The following is a 22,503-nucleotide window of genomic DNA, read 5'->3' as shown; positions in this document are numbered from 1 at the left end:
CACTTGGCGGGGTCGCACCCGCCATTTCCCTTTTTAGGCTGGCGCCCACGGGCGCCGGCTTTTTTCATGTTCAGAATAAAGCTGGAGACACGCCTATCGCGGCCCGTCCCGTTGGATGGTCCTGCAGGAGCCGGGCGCCCATGCAACGGCTTTGCCGTCCTCCACGCTGTTGCGGCCTTCGGTGCATGGCCACACCAATGGCCCCTGACTTCGGACCTCCGTGACGGACCGCGATAGGCGCGGTTCCTAAAAAGGAGAGAAGAGCCATGACAAAGAAATCAGGATCGGACCGTGCGGATATCTACACGCGGATCACCGATCGGATCGTCGAGGATCTGGAAAAGGGCGTCCGCCCCTGGATGAAGCCGTGGAGCGCCGCTAACGCCGATGGTCGTATCTCGCGGCCGCTGCGCCACAACGGCGTTCCCTATTCGGGCATGAACGTGCTCCTCCTATGGTCGGAGCAGATATCGAATGGCTTCGCCTCCTCAATGTGGATGACATTCAAGCAGGCGCTTGAATTGGGAGGAGCTGTGCGCAAGGGCGAAACCGGCTCGACCGTCGTCTTCGCCAGCCGTTTCACCAAGTCCGAAGCGGACGGAAACGGTAACGAGGTCGACCGGGAGATCCCGTTCCTGAAAGCCTATTCGGTGTTCAACGTCGAGCAAATCGACGGTTTGCCTAACAGCTATTATGCGCCGTCCGCCAGGGTCGTTGATCCGGTCGAGCGGATCGAGAGCGCCGATCGCTTCTTCCGCAATACCGGCGCCGTCATCCGGCACGGCGGCAATCAGGCCTATTATTCTCCAATCATGGATCATATCCAGATGCCACCGTTTGAGGCGTTTCGCGATGCTGCCGGATACGCAGCTGTCCTTAGTCATGAGGCAACCCATTATGCCGTAAGCTGGGTTATGCCGCATGGCCGGGGTTTGGTGGCTTTCGCACCTGTGTTCGGCCATGCAACAGTTCGGCATAATCAGAGCGCTTCGAGGAACTCGGAGGTGCTGATTAAATGCCGCCGTTCTCGAAGTCTGGCTATCAGATATGCGGAACTTTCCGGACGTTCGCGGCAGCAGGAAACCGTGCCCAGTGTGGCTTTCCCTGCCGCCGATAGAGTCCTCATCCTCAATGGCCACTGACGCAGAAAGGGCCATCGAGAAAGACGCATGCACCACGACTGATCATCAGAGATTCATGCCGCCGGTGACCTCGATCCGCTGTCCATTGACCCAACCGAACGCATCCGTGAGGAGGCTGGCGATCACCGGGCCAACGTCTTCGGGGCCACCGACGCGACCGAGTGCGGTGCGGGTTGCCAGCGCCTTGTTGACCTCGTGGTTGTCGCGGGTGACGCCGCCGCTGAAGTCGGTCGCTATGGCTCCGGGCGCGACCACGTTAACGGCGATACCGCGCGGACCAAGTTCCAGCGCCATGTAACGTGTCAGGGTTTCCACCGCCGCTTTCATCGGCCCGTAGATCGCCCGGCCCGGGAATGAGAAGCGCGTCAGCCCCGACGAGATGTTCACGATGCGCCCCCCGTCCTTCATCAGCGGCAGAAGCACCTGGGTCAGCAGGAACGGTCCTTTGAAATGCACCGCGAATTGCGCGTCCATTTCGGCTTCGGTTCCGTCTGCGAGGGTCGCCGTAGAGGAGATCCCCGCGTTGTTCACCAGATAGTCGAAGCGGTCGGCTCCCATCTGGGCGAGGGTGGTGCGAACGCTGTCAGCGAAGTTCGGGAAGCTCGAAGCCTTGCCGACATCAAGCTGAAGCGCGGCAGCCTGCGCCCCAACCTTCTTGATGTCCGAAACCACCTTATCGGCCTCTTCCTGCCGAGAGTGATAAGTGATGATGGACGATACGCCGCGTTGAGCCAAGCGGAGGGCGGTATCCCGGCCCATGCCTCTGCTGCCACCGGTGATGATTGCGATAGATGCTGTACTTTTCATGAATATTCTCCTTGTAGGGGAGATATAGACAAGACATTTGTTCAGGATAAGGTGGTTATAAATCTACATTCTGTACGGAAAATTGCACAATGAAGAGTGACTTCTCCGCGGCCCGCGCCTTCATTGCGGTCGCTACAGCCGGTGGCTTTCGCGAGGCGGCCAAGACATCCGATATGAGCGCGTCCAGCCTGAGTGGCGCAGTGAGGCGGCTTGAAGATCAGCTCGGGGTCCGGCTGTTGAACCGTACGACCCGCAGCGTCACCACCACAGAGGCCGGGGCGCATCTGCTGCACCGCCTTCAGGCCGCGATGTCGGAGATGGAAGCGGCGCTGGAGAGTGCCAGTGAATTTCGAGGCATGCCGAGCGGCACGCTCCGGCTGAATGTTCCTTTGGGCGTTGCGCGCCTTGTGCTGCCACGCCTCTTGCCCGGGTTTTCAAAGGCCTATCCGGATGTCCGGGTAGAGATCATCGCGGAGCATGGCGTCGTCGATATCCTGGCTGCGGGATGCGATGCGGGTATCCGCTATGACGATAAGGTGACGAAGAACATGGTGCTTACGCCCATCGGGCCGTCGCGCCAGAGATTTGCCACCGCTGCCTCGCCCGCCTACCTGGCACGGCATGGGTATCCCCTTCATCCTCAGGATCTGGATCGGCATGCCTGCCTACCGGCATTCGTCGGGGGCGGTCATCCGATGCCTTGGGAATTCGAGAAAGAGGGCGAGATCGTCCGCGTGGAGGTGCAAGGTCCTGCGACAGTCGATGTCACAGCAGTCGATCTGGCGGTTTCGATGGCGGTCGATGGGTGCGGCATTGTTCATCTCTACGAGGAATGGCTGCAGCCGCAGATTGACAGCGGCGCTCTGGTACCGGTCTTGGAGCCTTGGTGGCAGAGCTTCGACGGGCCACTGCTCTTCTATCATGGACGCGAACATGTGCCCGCACCTTTACGCGCTTTCATAGACTATCTGTGCCCGCATAGGTGGTAATCACAGCGTAACGGCAATGGCCGGTTAGGGCTCGAAGCGGACAACTTTATCGATTGCCGCGAACGCACGTGGCCTGGTCGAAATCCGCCGCAGGGCTGGTCAAACATTCCGGATTTGCCACCAAGATTGTGTTCCAACAACATGGAGCACAAGAAATGGAAATATCCAACGACACTACCTGCATCGATTGCTACTTTGAATCGTTCGAGAAAAGTCTTTCAGCAAGGAACTACAAACCAGCCACGCTGAACAACTATCGTTGCCTGCTTCGGCGGTTCGGGCGCTTACTCGACGCCGAGGGCATCGCGCCGTCGACGTTGACGCCCGACCTTGCTGTCGAATTGGGACAGCGGTTGCCGGCCACGCCGAAGAGCCAGGTGAAGATCCCCAATCTTGCGAGGCTGTTCGTCGCGCACCTGATTGAAATGGGCGTCGCGATACGACCGCCGCTGACGCCCGCGCAGGCCGCACGCGCTGAACTGCTGGTCAACTTCGAAACCTATCTGGTCCGGCAGCGAGGTCTCAGTCCGCGCACGATCTATCATGTGCTCCGGTTCGCAGACCGCTTTCTAGATCATCGCTTCGGCGACGATATGCTCGACCTGGCGGCGCTGAATGCCAGGGATGTTGTGGCGTTCATGGAACACCTTGTGACGCGCAAAAGACCTTTCCGCGACAAGACACCGGCCACGCATCTGCGCAGCTTCTTCCAATACCTGTTCGCTCAGGGCCTCACGACGACCAACCTGTCGCTCTGCGTCCCTCGGGCGCACAAGCCCTGGGGCGCAAGACTGCCCCGTTATCTGTCGCCTGAGGAGGTGGAGGCCGTCGTGGCCGCGGTGCGCGGCAATCCACGGCGCGGCGCCCGAGACTACGCCATGCTGCTCCTGATGGCCCGTCTCGGCCTACGCGCGCCGGAGGTCATCGCGATCCAGTTGGATGACATCGACTGGCGCGCCGGCGAACTGATGGTTCGTGGGAAAGGCCAGCAACATGATCGGCTGCCTATCCCGCCGGATGTCGGCGAGGCGATTAGCGAGTATCTACGCGGGGATCGCTCCTCCGCAACCACACGCACGCTGTTCGTGACGCATCGAGCACCTAATCGCCCGTTCAAGGACAGCCAGGTCATCAACGCCATATTGAAGGAGGCATTCGCGGCGACGGGCGTGAAGCCCCCAACACCCTACGTCGGATCGCATGTTCTGCGGCACAGCCTGGCAACGAACATGGTTCGCGCTGGTGCTTCGCTGGAGGAGATCGGCGATCTGCTGCGGCATAGGTCACGGGCGACGACGATGATCTACGCGAAGCTCGACACTGACGGATTGCGTTCCATTGCCCAGCCCTGGCCAGTCGCGGAGGTGGCACGATGAGCTTCCTCACCGAAATGGACCGATACCTCACCATCAGACGGCAGCTCGGCGCCGATCTGAGCACCGATGAACGAATACTGCGCCGCTTCGTCACGTTTGCCGACCAAGATGGGGCGCGGCACATCAACACAAGCCTCGTCATGCGCTGGCTCGAAAGCCTGCCTTCCGCCAGCGCCGGCACCAGGGCGACACGCTTCAGGGTCGCCCGCCAGTTTGCCGAATGGCTGCATGGCATGGATCCCCGGCACGAGGCTCCGCCACAGGGGTTGGTGTCGGGTCGTGTTCAGCGTTCTCACCCCTATATCTATAGCGATGTCGAGATCGTTGCGATCATAGAGCATGCGCGAATGCTGCCTTCGGTCTACGGCCTTCGCGGCCAGACCTGCTCGACGCTGTTCGGCCTGATCGCCGTGACTGGGCTTCGGATCAGCGAAGCTCTTGCTCTTGACCCTGCCGACCTCGATGTTGAATCTGGCGTGCTTTGCATCCGGCAAGGCAAGCTCGGCAAGGAACGGCTGCTGCCGCTGGACCCGAGTGTCGTGCATCGGCTGGAAGGCTACGGTCGCGAGCGGGATCGACTGCTTGGCCGCCAGCCGGACGCATTCTTCGTGACCTGTGAGGGGCGCCGCCTTGGCGATTGCAGTGCACGCTACAACTTCGCGCATGTCTGCCAGCAGATCGGATTGCGGGAGCCGCAGCTTTATCTCCGGCACGGCCGTGGCCCGCGCATCCACGATCTTCGCCACACCTTTGCGGTGCGGACCATGCTGAGTTGGTATCGCTCAGGCAAAGACGTCAGCCGCGAGATGATCAAGCTTACGACATGGCTCGGTCATTCGAACCCTGCCCACACATACTGGTATCTGGAAGCTGTGCCGGAACTGCTGGAACTGGCCTCGGCCCGAATAACCGGCGCAGTAGCGGAGGAGGAAACCCGATGAAAACGAGTAACTTCCCTGCGCTGATCCAGCGCTTCTTCACTGACCGTCTCTGCACCCAGATGGAGGCAAGCCAAAATACCATTGCCGGCTACCGCGACACGTTCCGGCTGTTGATCCGGTACGCGAGCGCACGGTGTGAAAAGCCGCCCACCAAGCTGACAATTGGGGACCTCGATGCCGATCTCGTCGCCGACTTCCTGGTCCATGTCGAAACGGTTCGCGGTAATACGGCGCGCACTCGCAATACCCGACTTGCTGCCATTCGCTCATTCTTTCGCTATGTCGCATTGACCGACCCGAGCTGGCTTCTCCATTGCCAGCGCATTCTCTCGATGCCGAACAAGCGATATGTGAAGCGAAGCGTCACATTCCTTGACGCGGATGAGATCGCGGCGCTTCTGGCCGCGCCGGATCGAACGACGTGGGCCGGGCGGCGTGATCATGTGTTGCTGGTGCTTGCACTTCAGACCGGACTGAGGGCTTCCGAACTGGTCAACCTGCGCTGCAAAGATGTTGTGCTTGGCACCGGCGCCCACATCCGTTGCATCGGCAAAGGTCGAAAAGAACGCAGTACGCCTCTTCGCCGCGACACGGCCAAGCTTATCCAGACCTGGATCGGCGAACGTCTGGACAGCGACGGACCGTTGTTCCCGTCGATCCGGGGTGAGCGGCTCAGCCGGGATGCATTGGAGCATCTGGTTCGCAAGCATTGCCTAACAGCATCGCGTTCATGTCCGAGCCTTGCGGGCAAACGCGTCACGCCGCACACGCTGCGCCACAGCACAGCGATGGAGCTGCTCCACCACGGCGTTGACCAATCGGTGATCGCACTGTGGCTCGGGCACGAATCCGTGGAAACGACTCAGATCTATATCCACGCCGACATGCGGCTGAAGGAAAAGGCGCTAGCTCAGGTTGCAAGCCCAGAGATGCATCCAGGGCGATATCGTCCCGATGACGAACTGCTCGCCTTTCTCGAAGCGCTCTGATTATGCCGAAGTGCTGCATGGCCGAACGCAGGTGCGAAAGCCACCAAACCCGGCCATGCGGCATAACCCAGCTTACGGCATAATGCGTCTTATGCCGATATCGGCATAAGACCCACTGGACGGCGGCGGAGCATCGCGTGGGACGCGACCTGTCGCGCTATTCTAAGGACCGGACCGAGCGGGCGCGGGAAGAACTCATTGCCGAACTTGGCAGTTGCTTCCTCTGCGCGGATCTTGGCATCGCGCCTGAGCTTGAGCCGCGAGCGGATCACGCTTCCTATCTGCAGTCATGGCTGTCGGTGCTGGCCGACGACAAGCGGGCGATTTTTCAGGCGGCGGCCCATGCGCAACGCGCTGTGAGCTTCCTGCATTCGCTGCAGCCGGAAGCAGACGTTAAGGCTGCAGCGTGAATTTCAAGCGCGGTCGTCACCATCGGTGGCGGCCGCGTGATCCGGATCATGTAGGTCCCCATCTCGTTGATCTTGGAGACCTTGTGCAATGTCAGCATCCAGCCTTCCCCAGATCGACGGCTTTGCAGTGTCAAGTTTGGGTTTGCGGGACGGTTTGCGTTCGACGACGAACGACTTGGTCTGCTGACGCATTGATCCTCCGGGCGATTCGCGAGGGCAACGATATCCAACCGTGCGCAGTCAGAAAGCGGGCCATGTTGGGAGGAACGTTGTCCCCTGACGAAGCAGACGATGAGAGCTGTCCCGGCGTGCGTTGCGCGGGATGCCATTTCTATCCAGGGCGAGTGCGGCGGAACGCCATGTCATATCCCTTCCCGGCAGAGTTTCCGGCGACCCATCCGCGGGCTCGATGAGGCATGTCTGACCGGAGACCGGCTGCGCCTCGATCGTCTTCCCGCAACGGCCACGACCAATTTTCTTACCCCTGCCGGCTGCGCCGCCATTCCTCTCCAACTAACAAAATTGGTAGTTGCCGCCCTCCACTTCGTTCCGGCCTTATCAGGTGCGGTCCGATCGTCACCGGTCTTTGCGACTGCCATCGAGGCCGCGATGGGCGCGGCCCGAACACACGAAAAGGAATACGACAATGGCAACTATCGGCACCTTCACCTCCACCGAAAACGGCTTCACCGGCTCCATCCGCACCCTCGCCCTCAACGTCAAGGCCCGCATCGCCCGGGTTGAGAACCCCTCCGACAAGGGCCCACAGTTCCGCGTCTACGCCGGCAGCGTCGAGCTGGGCGCCGCCTGGCAGAAGACCTCCGAGCAAGGCCGCGACTATCTCTCGGTCAAGCTCGACGATCCGAGCTTCCCGGCTCCGATCTACGCAACGCTCGCCGAGGTCGAAGGCGAGGACGGTCTCCAGCTCATCTGGTCCCGACCGAACCGGGACTGATAAGGATCACGAGGCTCCGCCACCGGCGGAGCCTTCTCTTCTCTCCGAGATTTCAAGCCGGACCCGGCATCGAGCCGGGTGCGGCTTTTTAGTGCCCTACGGAGGGGAAGGAAACCTGCTCAGTACCCAATGATGATGCCGACGGGACTGCCGTCGTCAAGGATGAGCGGTACCCCCAATTTCGAGTTGGCAGCGGAGCCGCCAACACGAAATTGGTTCCCCCACTCCCCGGCGTTGCCGGTCGCTTCAGCGATCCCTGACGACGTCATTCCCTACCCGGCGCCGCTGATCGTCTTTCACACTGGAGATCAGACGATGACCTACGAACTCGAATGCCAGATCGAAGAACTTCGTGCCGAATTGCGTAACGCTGCCGATTTTTCTGAACGCCGCCTGATTGAGGCCGAGCTTGATCTCGCACAGGCTGAACTGACGCTGGCGGTTGCCGAGCTGGACGGCCGCGTCGATGCCGAGCCACCGTTCTGAGGAGCGGTGTTAAACTGCGCCGCGTGCATCACGCGCTGCCGAAGATCTTCTGTTGATCTCTTTTCATCGACATCAGGGATGGTGCGTCCCGGGCGTCTGGCTGCAACCTGATGACGCCAGAATTTTCCCCGCTTAACGCTCCTCGCGCATCAAAATTCAGTCGCCATCAGGCCCTCCGCTCCGCTTCGGCCCAATGGGTGCAGCCCCTCCTTCCCGGTTCGCTCTTCATCCCCGCAATGAAACGCAATCAACAGGAGATCCATGATGCAACAGCTCGCAAAATTCCTCAGCGCCACCGGCCGCCGTCTTCGCACACTTGGTAAGGTCGCCCAGCATTTCTTCCGCAAGGGCAAGCTCGGCATGAAGCTCGCGATCAAGATCCCGTTCTTCATCGAGATCGAAGTCAACTTCGAGACCGACTGGAACCGCCGCCGGTAACAGTCGCATCCGCCTTCGAGCGAGCCGGATACTAGCACCAAGGTTCGCGTCTGCCGGACCACGTCCGGGCCAAGCCCTCCGAAACCAGGATATCACCGAGACTGCGCCCGTCGCGTGTAAGGACACGTAGCTTTCGGCCGTAGCGATCTTCGTCCCGCCCTGGCCATGCCTTCAACTCGAAAGGTCCAGCGTTGATCAACTCGATCAATCGGGCAGTGGCCTTGTTGCCGAGCGCGAGCTCGGATCGGCATTTCGGTTCGCTTATCTCCGGTGTGTCGATATCCGCAATCCTGATTTTGTCACCGCCAATCCAGATCGTGTCGCCATCGACAACGCAGTTCATACGAGAGCCGGAACCGCATTTTTGAAACTGCGCCACATTCCTGGAAGCGGCACTGGATGTGATTGGTTGCAATACCGTCGCTATGGAGATGGCGGCAATGAACGCGGATGTAGCGGCTTTCAAACGGATATTCCTTCGGGCCTAGTAGCTAAAGTGGTGATAGCAGATTTGCGCTCGGCTTTCATGATTGAAACGGACACTTCAGCTGCGATCAGAGATTGTTGCTGGGAAGGGTGCGATATCCGCGGTTTCTTTTCTGGCGGGTGAGATGTAGGAAAAGCAGAACCGCATCCTCTTCCCGCTCGAAATGGTGCATCATCATTTGACCCTTTGCGCCGATACGACCCCAGCGCCGTGTCAGGCAAGCTTCGCCAAAGAGGTTTGGCTCGATCGACATCGCATAGAAGCGGGACATGTTTTTTGTCCTGTCCGTTCTTTCCACGTAGAGCTGGTAGGGTTGTGCGATCATGGTGACAGAATCGCGCTTTCGGCCACGAGCGTCCAATGACAGTTTTGAATCGGACAGTGGCCATCGATTCATCTCTGTGAAGTGGCAGGTTACCTCGGGCGGTCTGCCTTTGGCATACGGCTCTATTCGCGTCCCGCGAACAAAGCCCACGGGCGGTCTTCGCCCATTCGGGTAACGATCCTTCCGCACCAAACTCTTCCGGCAACATCACGGCTCGGCTTTCGGGGTGAACCGGCTGTCGGAGACGCAAGCCTTCATCTCCTCCCGTCTGAACCATATCGCACGGCCGCAACGAAGGGGCGGATTACCGGCGGTAAAAACGATCTGCTCATCGGTTCGCATTCGCAGCACCTCGTGCGGTTGGATCAGCGGTCGGGCCGCCAGTTGCTTTGATCTGGTCCTTGACGATCCCCGTGACTGGAAGCTGCGGCTGACCTGGTCGATCTCGACCGTGGTCGTGCCGCACCGGCGCGAGATGTAGTCGGCGGTCTCCGGATCATTGATCGCCGCAAATGATATCCAACTGGCGCTCTCGAACCACTTGCTCGATGCGTCTCGTCCGCCGTAAGTCTCCCGCAGCTGTCCGATCGATTGATAAATCATCGTCAGCGTGATGCCATATTTGCGGCCCGCGTCACGAGCGGTCTCCACAATCCGCATATACCCGAGCCGAGCCGCTTCATCGAGCAGGAACAGGACACGGGCGTCTGCCTTTCCGTCGCGATTGTAGATCGCGTTCAGGAAGGAGCCGATGATAACACGCGCCAGGCCCGAATGGGTTTCCAGCGTTTTCAGATCGATGTTGAGAAAAACATCGGTCGTGCCGGATGCAATGTCCTCCGTCGAGAAGGTTGAGCCCGACACCAATGCTGCGTAGTTCTTGTAGGAGAGCCAGTGCGTTTCCTTGATCGCGTTGGCGTAGACGCCAGAGAAGGTCTCTGGCGTCATGTTGACGAAGGCTGCAACGTTCTCCTTCACGAAGTCCGAGCTGGAATTGTCGTAAATGTCCTGAAGCCGTTGGCGCAGTTTTGGCTCCGGCTCGGAAAGATTGGCGCGCACCTGCCGCAACGTCTGGTCCTCCGCCTCCGTATGGCCGGAGAGGCAGACATCGGCAATCATCGCTGTCAGAAGCTGCAAACCCGACTCCCTGAAAAAGTCATCGCGTACGCCGCTCGCCCTCCCCGTATCGCTCATGATCCACGACGCGACAGAGGCGATATCTTCTTCCTTCGTACCGCCGAACTTGCCGATCCAGTCGAGCGCGTTGAAGCCGATATCCGGCTGCCGAGGGTCGAGCGTCCGCAGCCGCCGACCGGCTTCCTGCCTGTGTCTCGCGACCATCGGGGCGACTTCGTTTGAGGGGTCGAGAACGATCAGCCCTCCTCCCCATTTCAGTGCCGTCGGGATCGTCACGGAGGTCGTCTTGAAGCCACCCGATCCGGCGAAGACGATGCCGTGCGAGGACCCAAAGGATCCATCGAAGCACAGGAGTTTGGATGTGCCGCCAGCGCCCCAACTCATGCGATCGTCGGCATAGAATGGCCGATTGGCTGCGCTGTCGCGATCGACGCGATAGCGTTCTCCGATCACGATGCCTCCCGATGATGGAAATAGCCTTTCGGCTTCTTTCATGTTCATCCATTCCGCTTCGCCGTGAAGCGCACGCTTGCCGCGAATGCGTTTCGGCTCTGGCCTTGCGAAGACCGCATTGCCAAGGACCATGACACGAAGCCCGAAGGCTGCAACGAGAGCTGCTGCGCCGCCGCCGATAAGTGTCGAGGGGTCGAGAAACGAAAAAATGGATTGGCCGGATGGCACATTGCCCGCGAGAGTGAGCAACCGCGTACTCTCCCGAACGACGGCAACTGCTGCCGTCGCCAATCCGCCAGCGAGAACACCCAGGCCCGCCGCCTTGATGTTCACCGCGCCTGCGCTCGCAAATAGGTAGATCAGGCCGAGTGCTGCCGCCGCAACGAACGGCAATGCGATACCCGTGCGGCCGAGCATCAGTCGCGCGTTTTCCGATCGACCCAGTGCGGATAGTGCCTGTTCGTGTCCCGTCAAGATGAACATAACCACGATCATCAGGATGGCAGGAACCACCGTGATGATAATCTTATTCGCCGTCATCGCCGAAGGCCCCCGACCCGATAGCGATCAGCCTGTCGCGCTCAGCGCCATCATGGGCCAGACGCTGCTGGAGGTCGATCAGCGCTCCGAGTAGAAGCGCTCTCTTTTCGAACCTCAGGCCCGCTTTGACGATGAGACCGCCGAGCTCGATTTTTTCCCGCGTATCTTTCTTGCGCGCGTCAGACATTGTAGTGCGGGCCATTCGCTCAAGCCTCAGCAGGTTGGCCCGAAGCCGCACCAGAGCCGGTCGTCGTACTTGGGCCTTTTGGGTCGCCCCCGCTTGCCGCCGATTTCGGTGTCCGCTGGCTTTCGCGAAACCGCTTCGCAACGGCTTCGAAGGCAGTCTGCAGTTCGCCCTCGTCGATCTCTATCTCCCCCAAGCCCGCCTTCAATGCGATCCGGCCGATCCGTTCGGCTTCGCGTGTCTCTGCCTGGCGAAGTTGTTCCTGGAGTTTGGCGATGTCCTTGCGCAGCTGAAGCGACGATTTCTTCATTTCCGATTGATCCTTCCGAACTTTATGCCTGTCTGTGACAATTGGAAAATTTCAGAAGTTCTGGCGCGAAGCGACTATCAGAAGTGGTAGTTGGCTCTGCCAACGCCTTTGACCATCATCCCGGCCGTTCGAAGGACGGCATCCAAGGGCGCAATTATACGTCGCTGGTGCGACGCCCTGGTTGAAGCCCCGGCGGGGCCGTTCCGATCCTCTCGAACATGTTGAATTCGATCGGAAGATGGAGTGTCCTGCCCGTGGCCGTCCCGCATTTCTCAGTCAGCATCGTTGCCCGCGGCTCCGGCCGCAGCGCTGTGTTGTCTGCGGCCTACCGGCATTGCGCCAAGATGGAGTTCGAACGGGAAGCGCGAACCATCGACTACACTCGCAAACAGGGGCTCCTCCACGAAGAATTTGTTATCCCGGAGGATGCACCCGAATGGCTGCGCTCGATGGTCGCGGATCGATCGGTCTCAGGCGCATCCGAAGCCTTCTGGAACAAGGTGGAAGCTTTCGAAAAGCGATCCGATGCCCAGCTTGCCAAGGACGTGACTATCGCTCTGCCGGTCGAGCTTTCTCCCGAGCAGAATATCGAGCTTGTCCGGGAGTTCGTAGCGCGGCACGTCACGTCCAAGGGCGTGGTCGCCGATTGGGTTTTTCATGACGCTCCCGGCAATCCGCACATCCATCTGATGACCACTTTGCGACCGGTGTCGGAGGACGGGTTCGGCCCCAAGAAAGTTGCGGTTACTGGAGCTGACGGCAATCCGGTCCGCAACGGCGCCGGCAGGATCGTCTATGAGCTTTGGGCTGGCGGTGCTGACGACTTCAATGGGTTTCGCGATGGATGGTTCGCCTGCCAGAACCGGCATCTTGCGCTTGCCGGACTCGACATCCGCATCGATGGCCGATCCTTCGAGAAGCAGGGGATAGAATTGACACCGACCATTCATCTCGGGGTCGGCACCAAGGCGATCGAGCGGAAGGTCGCGACCGCAGATGGCACGGCGGCCGAGACGGTTTCCCTGGAGCGGCTGGAGTTGCAGGATGAGCGGCGGGCGGAGAACGCTCGGCGCATCCAAGCTAGTCCCGAGATCGTGCTCGACCTGATCACACGCGAAAAAAGCGTATTCGATGAGCGCGATATCGCCAAAGTGCTCCATCGCTATATCGACGATCCCGCCCTCTTCCGGAACCTAATGGCGCGCATCCTGCAGGACCCACAGACGCTGCGGCTTGATCGCGAGCGGATCGACTTTACGACCGGGGTCAGGCAACCTGCAAAATACACGACACGCGAACTGATCCGGCTCGAAGCCGAAATGGCCAATCGCGCGATCTGGCTCTCTCAGCGCACGTCGCATGGCGTGAAAGACGCAGTGCTGATGACCGTGTTTGGGAGACACGAGCGCCTCTCCAGCGAGCAGAAGGTAGCGATTGAACATGTCGCTGGGCCGGGACGGATCGCCGCCGTGATCGGCCGCGCTGGCGCTGGCAAGACGACGATGATGAAAGCGGCCCGCGAGGCCTGGGAAGCGGCCGGTTATCGCGTCGTCGGTGGCGCGCTCGCCGGCAAGGCGGCGGAAGGTCTGGAGAAAGAAGCCGGCATTGTCTCGCGTACCCTGTCGTCCTGGGAACTGCGATGGGATCAAGGCAGAAACCAGCTCGATGATAAAACCGTGTTCGTGCTGGATGAGGCCGGCATGGTCTCGTCCCGGCAAATGGCGCTCTTCGTCGAAGCTGTCACGAAGATGGGCGCCAAGCTGGTTCTGGTTGGCGATCCCGAACAGTTGCAGCCGATCGAGGCCGGCGCAGCATTCCGCGCGATCGCCGATCGCATCGGCTATGCGGAACTGGAAACAATCTATCGTCAGCGCGAACAATGGATGCGGGACGCGTCACTTGATCTTGCCCGCGGCAAGATCGGCAGAGCGATCGAAGCTTATGGCGCCCATGGCCGCATGATGGCCTCGGAGCTGAAGGGCCAGGCGGTCAGCAACCTGATCGCCGACTGGAACCGTGACTACGATCCTGCGAAGACGTCGCTGATCCTCGCGCATCTGCGCCGCGACGTTCGTATGCTCAATGAGCTGGCACGCCAAAAACTCGTCGAACGCGGCATCATCAAAGAGGGCCACGTCTTCAAGACGGGTGATGGTACGAGAAGGTTTGCAGCCGGCGACCAGATCGTCTTCCTGAAGAATGAGGGATCGATCGGTGTCAAGAACGGCACGCTGGCCAAAGTGGTCGAGGCCTCGCCTGGCCGCATCGTCGCCGAGATCGGGGACGCGGAGCAACGCCGGCACGTAAGCGTCGAACAGCGCTTCTACAACAATGTTGACCACGGCTACGCCACGACGGTGCACAAGAGCCAAGGCGCTACCGTTGATCGCGTGAAAGTGCTCGCCTCTCTCTCGCTCGATCGGCATCTGACCTATGTGGCAATGACGCGCCACCGCGAGGATCTTGCCGTCTATTACGGCCGCCGCTCCTTTGCCAAAGCGGGCGGGCTCGTCGAGATGCTGTCGCGCACTAACGCCAAAGAGACCACGCTCGATTATTCGGGCGGCAGCCTCTACCGGCAGGCGCTTCGTTTTGCCGAGGCGCGTGGTTTGCATCTCGTCAACGTCGCCAGAACGATCGCCCGCGACCGGGTTGATTGGACCGCAAGGCAGGCCGAGCGGTTGGCCGATCTGGCCAGCCGGCTTGCGGCAATCGGGGCCAGGATCGGCCTCGGCCCAACGCTCAAATCCAATCCCACTCAGGAGGCAAAGCCTACGGTCGCTGGTATCACGACTTACCCCAAAACCGTCGATCAGGCTGTTGAAGACAGGCTCGCAGCAGATCCTGCCTTGAAGAAGCAATGGGAAGAGGTCTCGACCCGGTTTCAGCTTGTCTATGCGAACCCTGAAGCCGCCTTCAAAGCCGTCGATGTCGACAAGATGCTGGCGGATAAAGCGAGTGCGGCGGCCAGACTGCAAACAATTGCTGAAAAGCCAGAGAGCTTTGGCCCGCTCAAAGGGAAGACCGGCATGCTTTCCAGCGCTGCCGACAAGCGAGACCGGGACCGGGCGATCGCCAATGCGCCCGCGCTCGCTGCCAGCCTGACCGACTATCTGCGTCAGCGCGACACGCTGGAGGCGCACATGCGGGGAGAGGAGCTGTCGACGCGCAGACAGGTATCGATCGACATCCCTGCCCTGTCGGCTAGCGCGAGAAGCGTCCTCGAGCGCGTTCGGGACGCCATCGACCGGAACGATCTTCCGTCCGGCCTGGAGTTAGCGCTTGCCGACAAGATGATCAAGGCAGAACTGGAAGGCTTTGCGCGCGCAGTTTCGGAACGTTTCAGCGAAAGAACCTTCCTGCCCCTGGCTGCCAAAGACACAGGCGGCGAGACGTTCCGCACCGTCACATCGGGCATGAATCCGGGGCAAAAAGCCGAGATCCAATCCGCCTGGAACTTGATGCGCGCCAGCCAGCAACTGGCGGCGCATGAGCGCAGCGTCAACGCGGCAAAGCAGGCGGAGAACCTCCGCCAAGCCAAATCCCAAGGGCTATCACTCAAATGAATTCCATTATCAACAGTCACCATCGGATATGGCAGAAGCGCGGTTTAGCTTTGGCCTTTACCGCTCTATGCGTCCCCGTCTCTATAGCAACGGCGGGGCTCGCCGGCTATCGCCTGAACTTCACGCCAAGCGAGCCAATCGGACTATGGCGTATCCAACCGCTGGACCGGCCGGCGCGTGGCGGCGACCTCATCTTCATTTGCCCGCCCGAAAGGCCAGACATGGAACGCGCCGCGCAGCGCGGTTATATCCGATCGGGTCTTTGCCCCGGAGGATATGCGCCGTTGATCAAGAGGGTCGCCGCGGTCGCCGGGCAGCAGGTCCAGATCAAGCAAACGGTCCTCGTTGATCGCATCCCGGTGCCCAATTCAAGGTTGGCCTCAATGGACGGAAAGGGGCGATCCCTTGCCCCTTATGCGGGCGGCATAGTCCGCGAGGGGTTCGTCTTCCTTCACTCTGATTTCAAGGGATCGTACGACTCCCGATACTTCGGTCCGATCCCGGTCGCGGGGATCCTTGGCCTGGCGAAGGAGGTGCTGACCTTTGCACCCTGACCTTCGAACGTGCGTGCTCATCGTCTCTGCGATCGGCGCCGGTTGGTTTGCCTGGAGCGGCTTTGTCCTCGCGCTACCCCTGTCGCTCGCCTTCCCGGTCGTCTGGTCGATGGCAAAGTCTCGAAAAGTCGCAGCGCTTGTTTCAGGGGGCTATTTTCTGGCTGCGTCGCGCGGACTGCCGCAGGGCGTTGCGACCTTTTATGGCTCCGACATACTACCCGGGATCCTGCTCTGGGTCGTCGCGTCGGGCGCCTTTGTGTTCGTTCATACCCTGCTCTGGAGCGCGGCGGACGAATTGCAGCGAGCTTTTCGCTATCTCGCGGCCGGTATTCTAATGGCAGTTCCGCCCTTCGGAATCCTGGGCTGGGCGCACCCAATTACCGCTGCAGGCGTCTTGTTTCCTGGATGGCGCTGGCTCGGCCTCGTGGTCCTTGCAACCGGCCTCGCCGTACTCGTGACACGGTGTAGGCCGATTGCAATATTTGCCATTTCGGGCATCTGGGCTTGGTCCGCCGCTAGCTGGACACCCGCCCTTCTACTCCCGGGGTGGACGGGTGTCGACCTCGAATATGGTGCGAGCCTTGGTCGTGACCCGTCGCTTCAGCGACAGCTCGATCTGGCAGGTGCTGCGTTGGTAACGTTCCCGACCGGCGGTCGGGTCACGGTTTTTCCGGAAAGCGCGCTTGGCTTCTGGACGCCGACTACAGAGCGGGTCTGGCAGAAAGCGCTGAAGGACTCCGACAAGATTGTGATTACCGGTGGAGCAGTCGTCATCGACGGTGGCTATGACAACGTGCTGGTCGCTGTCACCGAAGCGGGCGGGAAGATAATCTATCGTGAGCGAATGCCGGTGCCCGGCGCCATGTGGCAGCCTTGGCGCCGGCTGCTTGGGGAAAGCGGGGGCGCGCGAGCGCACTTCTTCGACAATCCTGTTGTCGACATCGGCAGTACGCGTGTTGCGCCGCTGATCTGTTATGAGCAGTTGCTCGTCTGGCCGGTACTGCATTCATTGGCCCTGGACCCAGATCTGATCATCGCTGTTGGAAACGGATGGTGGACCAAGGGCACCTCAATCGCCTCCATTCAAATTGCAAGTGCGGTTGCCTGGGCACGCCTCTTCGACAAACCGCTCGTGATCTCCTTCAACCGCTGATCAGAAAGACGACTATGATCGATATGGCTCTCATCGAGAAATGCTCAGACCCCTCGCTCACACCAGCAATCGTCGAACAATTCATCAGCACCGCCGGGTCCGACGATCCGCTGGCCATTTCGGTAAAGGTCGGCGGAAGGCTGGTGCTCGTTCCGAAGCCTACAGATCCTGCGATGGGCGTTGACGCCATCCGAAACTATGTCGGCCAAGCAGTTGTTCGGGTCGGAATCACTCAGTTTCCGGCAGGCGTTGGCATATCTGAGATTTCACAGCTGACACCGGAGATTTTTGAGACGTGCGCCAACCTGCGCATGGGGACGGCGCTCTTCGCCAAAGTTGCCCGGATCGTCACCAAATGGTACGGTCGCCCGACAAATCCAGAAGTCTTACCTCAAATGATCGACGATGCGATTTACGCATGGCGCACCGGTGTATTTGAAGGAACGCGGGTTTTTCAAACTGAAGATCCCGGTGGGCCGACCTTCATCGATGCCAAGCCACGCAAGGCAAAATCGCCGGCCAACGACGTGGTGCCAGCGGATACGGACGGAACGACCGACGAGAAGCAATCCAGCATTCAGGATTCCGGCCAAGCTGGGATCCGTATCGACCTCTCTCGGATAGGGGTCCGCTAGGGCCAGGAGCCGCCATCAGGATGCATCGATCGGGACTGTTGGCGGTTCGATTGAGGCTGGAGGATCGGATTCCTTCGGTGCATATGCCTCCATCCATGACATGACTTCGTCCGACGGGCTAAACCGCCAGCCCCGGCCTTCCTTTTTCCAGTATCTGAATTGTGTCTGATCCTGAGCGAAGATTAATTCGGTCGAGATGTCGAGCAGGAGTGCCATCATTTTTGATGACGTGATGATGAAACCTAGACGCTCATCGCCCTTAGAATAGATTTTTGGCCCTACGAACTCCGCATGCGCAGTGCCGATGTGAACGAAGTTGTTGCTCAACATCCCATATAGTCCGCCAATAAAAGGAAGAACCGCCTTTGCCATGCCTATGCACTTCGTCGACTCGAGCTTCCCAGCATGGAATTTTTCAAGAGCGGCAGCGTTTACAGCGATCGCCAAAACCGTCGCGATCGTTTCGACTACCATTCGAGATAGCGCGCCGTGCTGTCGTGCATAGCCCCGCCGGCCAACCTCAACCGCGGCCACGTAAGAGTTTGCGGCACTAAACAGCAATCTGGCCGAGGTCGCCTCGAAGCCGTTATCCTCCACTTTTGGGAGGTGCCGAAAAAGACGCGCTTGAGCAAAGGAAAATAATTCGCTGCATTCCGCGATGTCGCCTCGTGTGAGCTCATCAAATGACGCAGCGATCCGAGGACCTTCTCGATAGATCTGCTTCGAGAGGATGTCCCTCGTAATGAAGAAGACTGACTTTTTGTCTTTGTCCACGATGACAGCAGAGATGTTCTCCTTCTTCGGCATACGCCGTCTCGGCTGCATATTCTTGATGCGCTGCTTCTTCATCCATGAACTCCCCCTGTCCTGCACATCTGGCCCGATTCGCTCGACGGGTCCAGACACGGGTTTCCGTGGCGGTTAGAACCGTAGCTTCATCGATTGAGTCACACTAAAAGGAGGGAAGTTCGGTTTACGGAGTGATCCTTGCAATAAGTCGAAATATTGCGCCCACGCAAACTTGTTGACGATGTCGTCGGGCCGCTCAAACGTGTAAAGCTCTATTCCGTCTCTGTTGCCGATTGCTCGGTAGTGTGTTTTGGCAACCGGGGTCACGTAGGATCGGATCGCATATCTGATATTGTTCAAAAACTCTGCAATCGTGCTGGCGTGGTAGGCCAGCAGGTGAGTATGAAACCACTCCCAACAATCCGGTAGTGCGAGGTAGGCACCGCATTCATCTATGGCGACCCCATTGTTCTGCAAAATCGATCTCAGGCGGTTTGCTTGGCCGCCGAGACGAAGGAAATTATGTTTTCCAATGTCTCCGCTCATCCGAATGAAATCGATCCGCTTGATGCAAAGATCGACCTTCACATCGATACTGCCTAGCCAAACGTCGTTGACAAGGGCTTCAGCATCAAGCCAGTCGCCGAACTCCTGGGCGATCCTCCGGAGGTGGGCGATCTCAGTGCCGATCAAGGGCTTTTCGCAAATCTGACGCAGATAATATAGCGTGGTGTGATCAACCGCGTTGTTGCCATTTTGCGGTTTGGCCAGGCCAAAGGGTAGCGGGCCTTTTCCCTTTCCTGTCACAGGTGATAGGAAATCACGAAGTAGCGTCCCGAATTGCCGAAGGGCTCCTGCAGTCTGCGGCAGAAGATTGGTGTCGGCGCGTTTGTCATCAATGGAACAGAATATCGAGTGATTGACCATGTCGTCGACCATGCCGATCACCGCGCCGAGGATAATTGCCTCCTGTTCGATATCGCTGAACTTACTAGGCTCCATTGTTTGATCATCCGAAATTGCATGGAGGCTCGGATGATGAGAAAACCTAATCTCCACTCTTCGCCACCAGGAACTGATACATGTCACGTCGCAAAAGTAAAATGTCGCTTGATGAGCGCGCGGCGCTCCCGCTCGCGCAAGCAAATCCTGGTATGGAATACCTCCGATTGAACCGCCGGCAGATCTGCGAAACGGAAATTAACTCCTCGATCAGGCTATTCTTGTTTGATGAAGACCCTATCTCGGCACACGTGCTCGCAAGTGCTGCAACCGAGATCATGAGCGCTCTTTCCAAGGGCCAGGCCGGAGTGGGACTAAATCACGTCCGAGCAATGCTGAAAGAAGCTAACGTCGACGACAAACTGCAGGAGGAGCTTTTTCATGGCCTTAACCACTCATACAACTTTGCAAAACACTCGTCGGCGGACATGAATGTCGAAAATAGCTTCCCGGTCGACCACATCGTGATGACCATCTGGACCGCAGTTCACAGCTACAAGGTCCTCTTCGGAAAATTCACCCCGGAAATGAGTGTCTTCTACGGCATTGTTCAGTCTTGGCGGGTTCAATGGTGGGAAGGAGAACCTGACTTTGCAGAGCGGCTCATGATCGCCAACCAGTTTCCTTTGGTCGGCGCCTCGCGGGAGCGGTTTTGCGAATTCGGCCGCAAGCTGCTTCAGCAGGCCTGGAAGGCCGAGGGTTTTAACGCGAGTGGCTAAATTGATGATGGCCCGCCATGGATGCAAGCCCGCTGCATGCCTATATCTTTCGTAACGATTGCATGATCAAATCGAACCAAGTATTGGCTGACTCTCGCGGAGGTGAAAGGTGCCAAAGGTCAACCCGTCGATCCTGCGTTGGGCTCGCGAAACCGCAGGGCTCACCGTCGAAGATGCTGCCGACAAGCTCGGCATCGGCGATGCACGCGGTGTTGCGGGCAGCGATCGCCTTGCCATGCTTGAAAACGGCGAGGTTGAACCTACTCGTCCGCAGCTGATCAAGATGTCGACTCAATATCGTCGGCCCCTGCTCACCTTCTATCTTGCCGAGCCGCCAGTAACAGCTGCACGAGGCGAGGATTTCCGGACCCTTCCCGACGAATATGCACAACGCGATGCGGCGCTCGTCGACACGCTGCTGCGCGAAGTTCGAGCTCGCCAGGAAATGGTGCGTTCCCTCCTCGAAAGTGAGGAAGAGGCCGAGGCACTGGATTTCGTAGGATCTTATGACTACCGCGGTGGTCCAGAGGGACTCGCTGCTGCGATCAGGGAGCGTCTAGGCTTCAGCCTCCAGTCTTTCCGATCCGGTAACGGCCGCGGCACGTCAAGAGGCTTCGCTTATCTGCGCGAACGCGCCGAGGCCGCCGGGATTTTCGTGTTGTTGATCGGCAATCTCGGAAGTCACCACAGTGCACTCAATGTCGAACTCTTTCGGGGCTTCGCTCTCTCGGACAAGGTCGCACCTTTTGTGGTGATCAACGATCAAGACAGCGAGCAGGCGTGGTCCTTCACGCTACTTCACGAGCTTGCCCATATCTGGCTTGGCCAGACCGGAGTGAGCGGTGGGCGGCCCACATCGGTCATTGAAACCTTCTGCAACGATGTGGCGGGCCGTATCCTGCTGCCTTCGGCCGAGATCGCTGGCGAGAACGCATTGCGTGGGGCGCGTCAGGATGTCGTGATGGCCCGCATTGGCGAAATCGCGGAGCTGAAGCAGGTCAGCCACTCGATGGTCGCCTACAAGCTCTACCGCGAAGGGATCATCGACCAAGCCATGTGGTCGTCTGTGACGGCTATCTTTCGGCAGCAATGGCTGAACAACAAGGCTGCGCAACGAGCGCGCGCGCGCGAAAGCGAAGGCGGCCCGAGCTACTATCTTGTGCGTCGCCATCGGCTGGGCAATCGCCTGCTGAGCCTTTCGAAACGGATGTTAGCCGACGGAGCCCTCTCACCTTCCAAGGCTGCCGCGATTCTCGGCGTGAAGCCGAACAACGTCTTCTCGCTGACCGACGGCGTGGCTTAAGGGGGCGGCGTGCATCTTCTCGACGCGAACGTCCTTATAACGGCGCATAACCTCTACTATCCTATTCAGCGCGTTCCAGAATTCTGGGATTGGCTCGTCCATAAGGGACAGACCGGCGCGCTGAAGATCCCAGTCGAGATATTAGAAGAGATTACCGAAGGATCGGAATTGGCGAAATGGCTGAATGAGGGCGACAATTATGATGCCCTCAAACTGGATCAGGACGTCGATACTGCCCTCGTTCAGACAGTCATCGAAAAATATGCGCCGGATCTCAACGATGCTGAGATCATCGAGGTCGGCCGCGACCCATTCCTGATTGCCTACGCCTTAGCTGACCGCGCCGATAGGATCGTCGTGACCGTCGAGGCCTCGAAGCCGAGCACCAAACGTGCAAACCGCAGGATACCGGACGTCTGCAACGACCTTGAAGTGCGTTGGTGCAACAGCTTCCAGATGTTGACGGACTTGGATTTCAGGACCGGCTGGCGCTCTCAACTCTGATCGGAATTTTGCGCAGTTGCATCGCCCGGGTTCTGTTTTCGATCTCTGCTTAGAAGCTCGCTGGCTTCTACCCCAAGAGCTTTGGCGAGGCGGTCCAGCACGTCAACGCTCGTCGCGTAAACTCCCCTCTCGATCGAGCTAATATAGGTGCGGTCAATATCGGCCTCATCCGCAAGCGTTTCCTGCGACATGTGTCGAGCCTTCCTAAGCGCTCTCAAATTGTTTGCCAAAACGTCGCGAATCTCCATGAGGTGCAAAGCAGCGGGTTGTAGAGTATTTCACCACGGAGTATTCTCTACAAATCCGGCC

The 22,503-nt window shown here is 59.1% G+C and carries 25 protein-coding genes and 1 pseudogene; 16 read left to right on the top strand and 10 right to left on the bottom strand.

Annotated features, from left to right (window positions below):
* Positions 1-266: 266 nt before the first annotated feature.
* Positions 267-1,142 (top strand): ArdC-like ssDNA-binding domain-containing protein, encoded by an 876-nt coding sequence (locus AGR1_RS29280; protein WP_246669786.1) that lies wholly within the window; start codon positions 267-269, stop codon positions 1,140-1,142.
* A gap of 45 nt (positions 1,143-1,187) precedes the next feature.
* Here AGR1_RS29280 and AGR1_RS29275 read toward each other — a convergent pair whose 3' ends face one another.
* Complete coding sequence (locus tag AGR1_RS29275) at positions 1,188-1,949, bottom strand: SDR family oxidoreductase (protein ID WP_010400994.1); 762 nt, start codon at positions 1,947-1,949, stop codon at positions 1,188-1,190.
* 89 nt (positions 1,950-2,038) lie between these two features.
* On the opposite strand from AGR1_RS29275, the gene AGR1_RS29270 reads away from it, so the two are divergent.
* The 5 genes and pseudogenes from AGR1_RS29270 to AGR1_RS29250 all read left to right on the top strand — a co-directional run.
* Complete coding sequence (locus AGR1_RS29270; protein WP_149149226.1) at positions 2,039-2,938, top strand: LysR family transcriptional regulator; 900 nt, start codon at positions 2,039-2,041, stop codon at positions 2,936-2,938.
* A 155-nt stretch (positions 2,939-3,093) separates the two neighbouring features.
* The gene (locus AGR1_RS29265) at positions 3,094-4,314 is read left to right on the top strand and encodes a site-specific integrase (protein ID WP_149149225.1); all 1,221 of its coding nucleotides are present in this window, start codon (positions 3,094-3,096) and stop codon (positions 4,312-4,314) included.
* On the top strand, positions 4,311-5,255 hold the full coding sequence (locus AGR1_RS29260) for a tyrosine-type recombinase/integrase (RefSeq protein ID WP_149149224.1): 945 nt from the start codon (positions 4,311-4,313) through the stop codon (positions 5,253-5,255). The genes AGR1_RS29265 and AGR1_RS29260 overlap by 4 nt, the downstream gene beginning before the upstream one ends.
* On the top strand, positions 5,252-6,244 hold the full coding sequence (locus tag AGR1_RS29255) for a tyrosine-type recombinase/integrase (RefSeq protein WP_149149223.1): 993 nt from the start codon (positions 5,252-5,254) through the stop codon (positions 6,242-6,244). Before AGR1_RS29260 ends, AGR1_RS29255 begins: the two co-directional genes overlap by 4 nt.
* 110 nt (positions 6,245-6,354) lie before the next feature.
* Positions 6,355-6,654 (top strand): annotated as a pseudogene (locus tag AGR1_RS29250) (zincin-like metallopeptidase domain-containing protein); the annotation flags it as partial.
* Between the two features lie 3 nt (positions 6,655-6,657).
* On the opposite strand, the gene AGR1_RS29245 reads toward AGR1_RS29250, so the two are convergent.
* On the bottom strand, positions 6,658-6,846 hold the full coding sequence (locus AGR1_RS29245) for a hypothetical protein (RefSeq protein WP_149149222.1): 189 nt from the start codon (positions 6,844-6,846) through the stop codon (positions 6,658-6,660).
* A gap of 454 nt (positions 6,847-7,300) precedes the next feature.
* Between AGR1_RS29245 and AGR1_RS29240 the strand changes: the two genes are divergently transcribed.
* The 3 genes from AGR1_RS29240 (at position 7,301) to AGR1_RS29760 (ending at position 8,533) form a co-directional block, all read left to right on the top strand.
* Positions 7,301-7,609 carry a DUF736 domain-containing protein gene (locus AGR1_RS29240; RefSeq protein ID WP_018326263.1) on the top strand — a complete coding sequence of 103 codons (309 nt, stop codon included), beginning with the start codon at positions 7,301-7,303 and terminating at the stop codon, positions 7,607-7,609.
* 129 nt (positions 7,610-7,738) lie between these two features.
* Positions 7,739-8,095, top strand: coding sequence for a hypothetical protein (locus AGR1_RS29765; protein WP_187772332.1), 357 nt, complete (start codon positions 7,739-7,741; stop codon positions 8,093-8,095).
* A 264-nt stretch (positions 8,096-8,359) separates the two neighbouring features.
* The gene (locus AGR1_RS29760) at positions 8,360-8,533 is read left to right on the top strand and encodes a hypothetical protein (RefSeq protein WP_187772329.1); all 174 of its coding nucleotides are present in this window, start codon (positions 8,360-8,362) and stop codon (positions 8,531-8,533) included.
* Positions 8,534-8,564: 31 nt separating this feature from the next.
* Here the strand turns inward: AGR1_RS29760 and AGR1_RS29235 are convergent, their stop codons facing one another.
* The 5 genes from AGR1_RS29235 to traC form a co-directional block, all read right to left on the bottom strand.
* Positions 8,565-8,948, bottom strand: coding sequence for a thermonuclease family protein (locus AGR1_RS29235; RefSeq protein ID WP_246669788.1), 384 nt, complete (start codon positions 8,946-8,948; stop codon positions 8,565-8,567).
* Between the two features lie 139 nt (positions 8,949-9,087).
* A complete protein-coding gene (locus tag AGR1_RS30215; protein ID WP_318530252.1) occupies positions 9,088-9,291 on the bottom strand; it encodes a WGR domain-containing protein in 204 nt (67 codons plus the stop codon).
* A gap of 261 nt (positions 9,292-9,552) precedes the next feature.
* On the bottom strand, positions 9,553-11,475 hold the full coding sequence (gene traG, locus AGR1_RS29225; protein ID WP_149149221.1) for a Ti-type conjugative transfer system protein TraG: 1,923 nt from the start codon (positions 11,473-11,475) through the stop codon (positions 9,553-9,555).
* Positions 11,462-11,677: a type IV conjugative transfer system coupling protein TraD gene (locus AGR1_RS29220; protein WP_113731242.1), complete on the bottom strand. Its 216-nt coding sequence runs from the start codon at positions 11,675-11,677 to the stop codon at positions 11,462-11,464. The genes traG and AGR1_RS29220 overlap by 14 nt, the downstream gene beginning before the upstream one ends.
* 4 nt (positions 11,678-11,681) lie before the next feature.
* On the bottom strand, positions 11,682-11,969 hold the full coding sequence (traC, locus tag AGR1_RS29215; RefSeq protein WP_149149220.1) for a conjugal transfer protein TraC: 288 nt from the start codon (positions 11,967-11,969) through the stop codon (positions 11,682-11,684).
* A gap of 254 nt (positions 11,970-12,223) precedes the next feature.
* On the opposite strand from traC, the gene traA reads away from it, so the two are divergent.
* The 4 genes from traA to AGR1_RS29195 are packed head-to-tail and all read left to right on the top strand — an operon-like array spanning position 12,224 to position 17,877.
* The gene (gene traA / locus AGR1_RS29210) at positions 12,224-15,535 is read left to right on the top strand and encodes a Ti-type conjugative transfer relaxase TraA (RefSeq protein WP_149149219.1); all 3,312 of its coding nucleotides are present in this window, start codon (positions 12,224-12,226) and stop codon (positions 15,533-15,535) included.
* Complete coding sequence (gene traF, locus AGR1_RS29205) at positions 15,532-16,089, top strand: conjugative transfer signal peptidase TraF (RefSeq protein WP_149149218.1); 558 nt, start codon at positions 15,532-15,534, stop codon at positions 16,087-16,089. Before traA ends, traF begins: the two co-directional genes overlap by 4 nt.
* Positions 16,090-16,102: 13 nt before the next feature.
* A complete protein-coding gene (locus AGR1_RS29200; protein WP_246669785.1) occupies positions 16,103-17,242 on the top strand; it encodes a conjugal transfer protein TraB in 1,140 nt (379 codons plus the stop codon).
* Positions 17,243-17,256: 14 nt separating this feature from the next.
* Positions 17,257-17,877 carry a TraH family protein gene (locus tag AGR1_RS29195; protein WP_149149216.1) on the top strand — a complete coding sequence of 207 codons (621 nt, stop codon included), beginning with the start codon at positions 17,257-17,259 and terminating at the stop codon, positions 17,875-17,877.
* A 15-nt stretch (positions 17,878-17,892) separates the two neighbouring features.
* Here the strand turns inward: AGR1_RS29195 and AGR1_RS29190 are convergent, their stop codons facing one another.
* Both AGR1_RS29190 and AGR1_RS29185 read right to left on the bottom strand, forming a co-directional pair.
* Positions 17,893-18,726, bottom strand: coding sequence for a hypothetical protein (locus AGR1_RS29190; protein ID WP_149149215.1), 834 nt, complete (start codon positions 18,724-18,726; stop codon positions 17,893-17,895).
* A 72-nt stretch (positions 18,727-18,798) separates the two neighbouring features.
* On the bottom strand, positions 18,799-19,668 hold the full coding sequence (locus AGR1_RS29185; RefSeq protein WP_149149214.1) for a hypothetical protein: 870 nt from the start codon (positions 19,666-19,668) through the stop codon (positions 18,799-18,801).
* A gap of 80 nt (positions 19,669-19,748) precedes the next feature.
* Here AGR1_RS29185 and AGR1_RS29180 point away from each other — a divergent pair, with 80 nt between their 5' ends.
* The 3 genes from AGR1_RS29180 (at position 19,749) to AGR1_RS29170 (ending at position 22,194) form a co-directional block, all read left to right on the top strand.
* Positions 19,749-20,387, top strand: coding sequence for a hypothetical protein (locus tag AGR1_RS29180; protein ID WP_149149213.1), 639 nt, complete (start codon positions 19,749-19,751; stop codon positions 20,385-20,387).
* 109 nt (positions 20,388-20,496) lie between these two features.
* The gene (locus tag AGR1_RS29175; protein ID WP_149149212.1) at positions 20,497-21,690 is read left to right on the top strand and encodes an XRE family transcriptional regulator; all 1,194 of its coding nucleotides are present in this window, start codon (positions 20,497-20,499) and stop codon (positions 21,688-21,690) included.
* A gap of 9 nt (positions 21,691-21,699) precedes the next feature.
* Positions 21,700-22,194 carry a DUF4411 family protein gene (locus tag AGR1_RS29170; protein WP_149149211.1) on the top strand — a complete coding sequence of 165 codons (495 nt, stop codon included), beginning with the start codon at positions 21,700-21,702 and terminating at the stop codon, positions 22,192-22,194.
* On the opposite strand, the gene AGR1_RS29165 is transcribed toward AGR1_RS29170, so the two are convergent.
* A complete protein-coding gene (locus AGR1_RS29165; protein WP_149149210.1) occupies positions 22,185-22,442 on the bottom strand; it encodes a helix-turn-helix transcriptional regulator in 258 nt (85 codons plus the stop codon). The two genes, AGR1_RS29170 and AGR1_RS29165, sit on opposite strands and share 10 nt — an antisense overlap.
* Positions 22,443-22,503: the final 61 nt, after the last annotated feature.

This window comes from Agrobacterium sp. B1(2019) (genome assembly GCF_008274755.1).
Taxonomy (GTDB): domain Bacteria; phylum Pseudomonadota; class Alphaproteobacteria; order Rhizobiales; family Rhizobiaceae; genus Agrobacterium; species Agrobacterium salinitolerans.
This window is presented reverse-complemented; position numbering and strand designations above follow the sequence as displayed.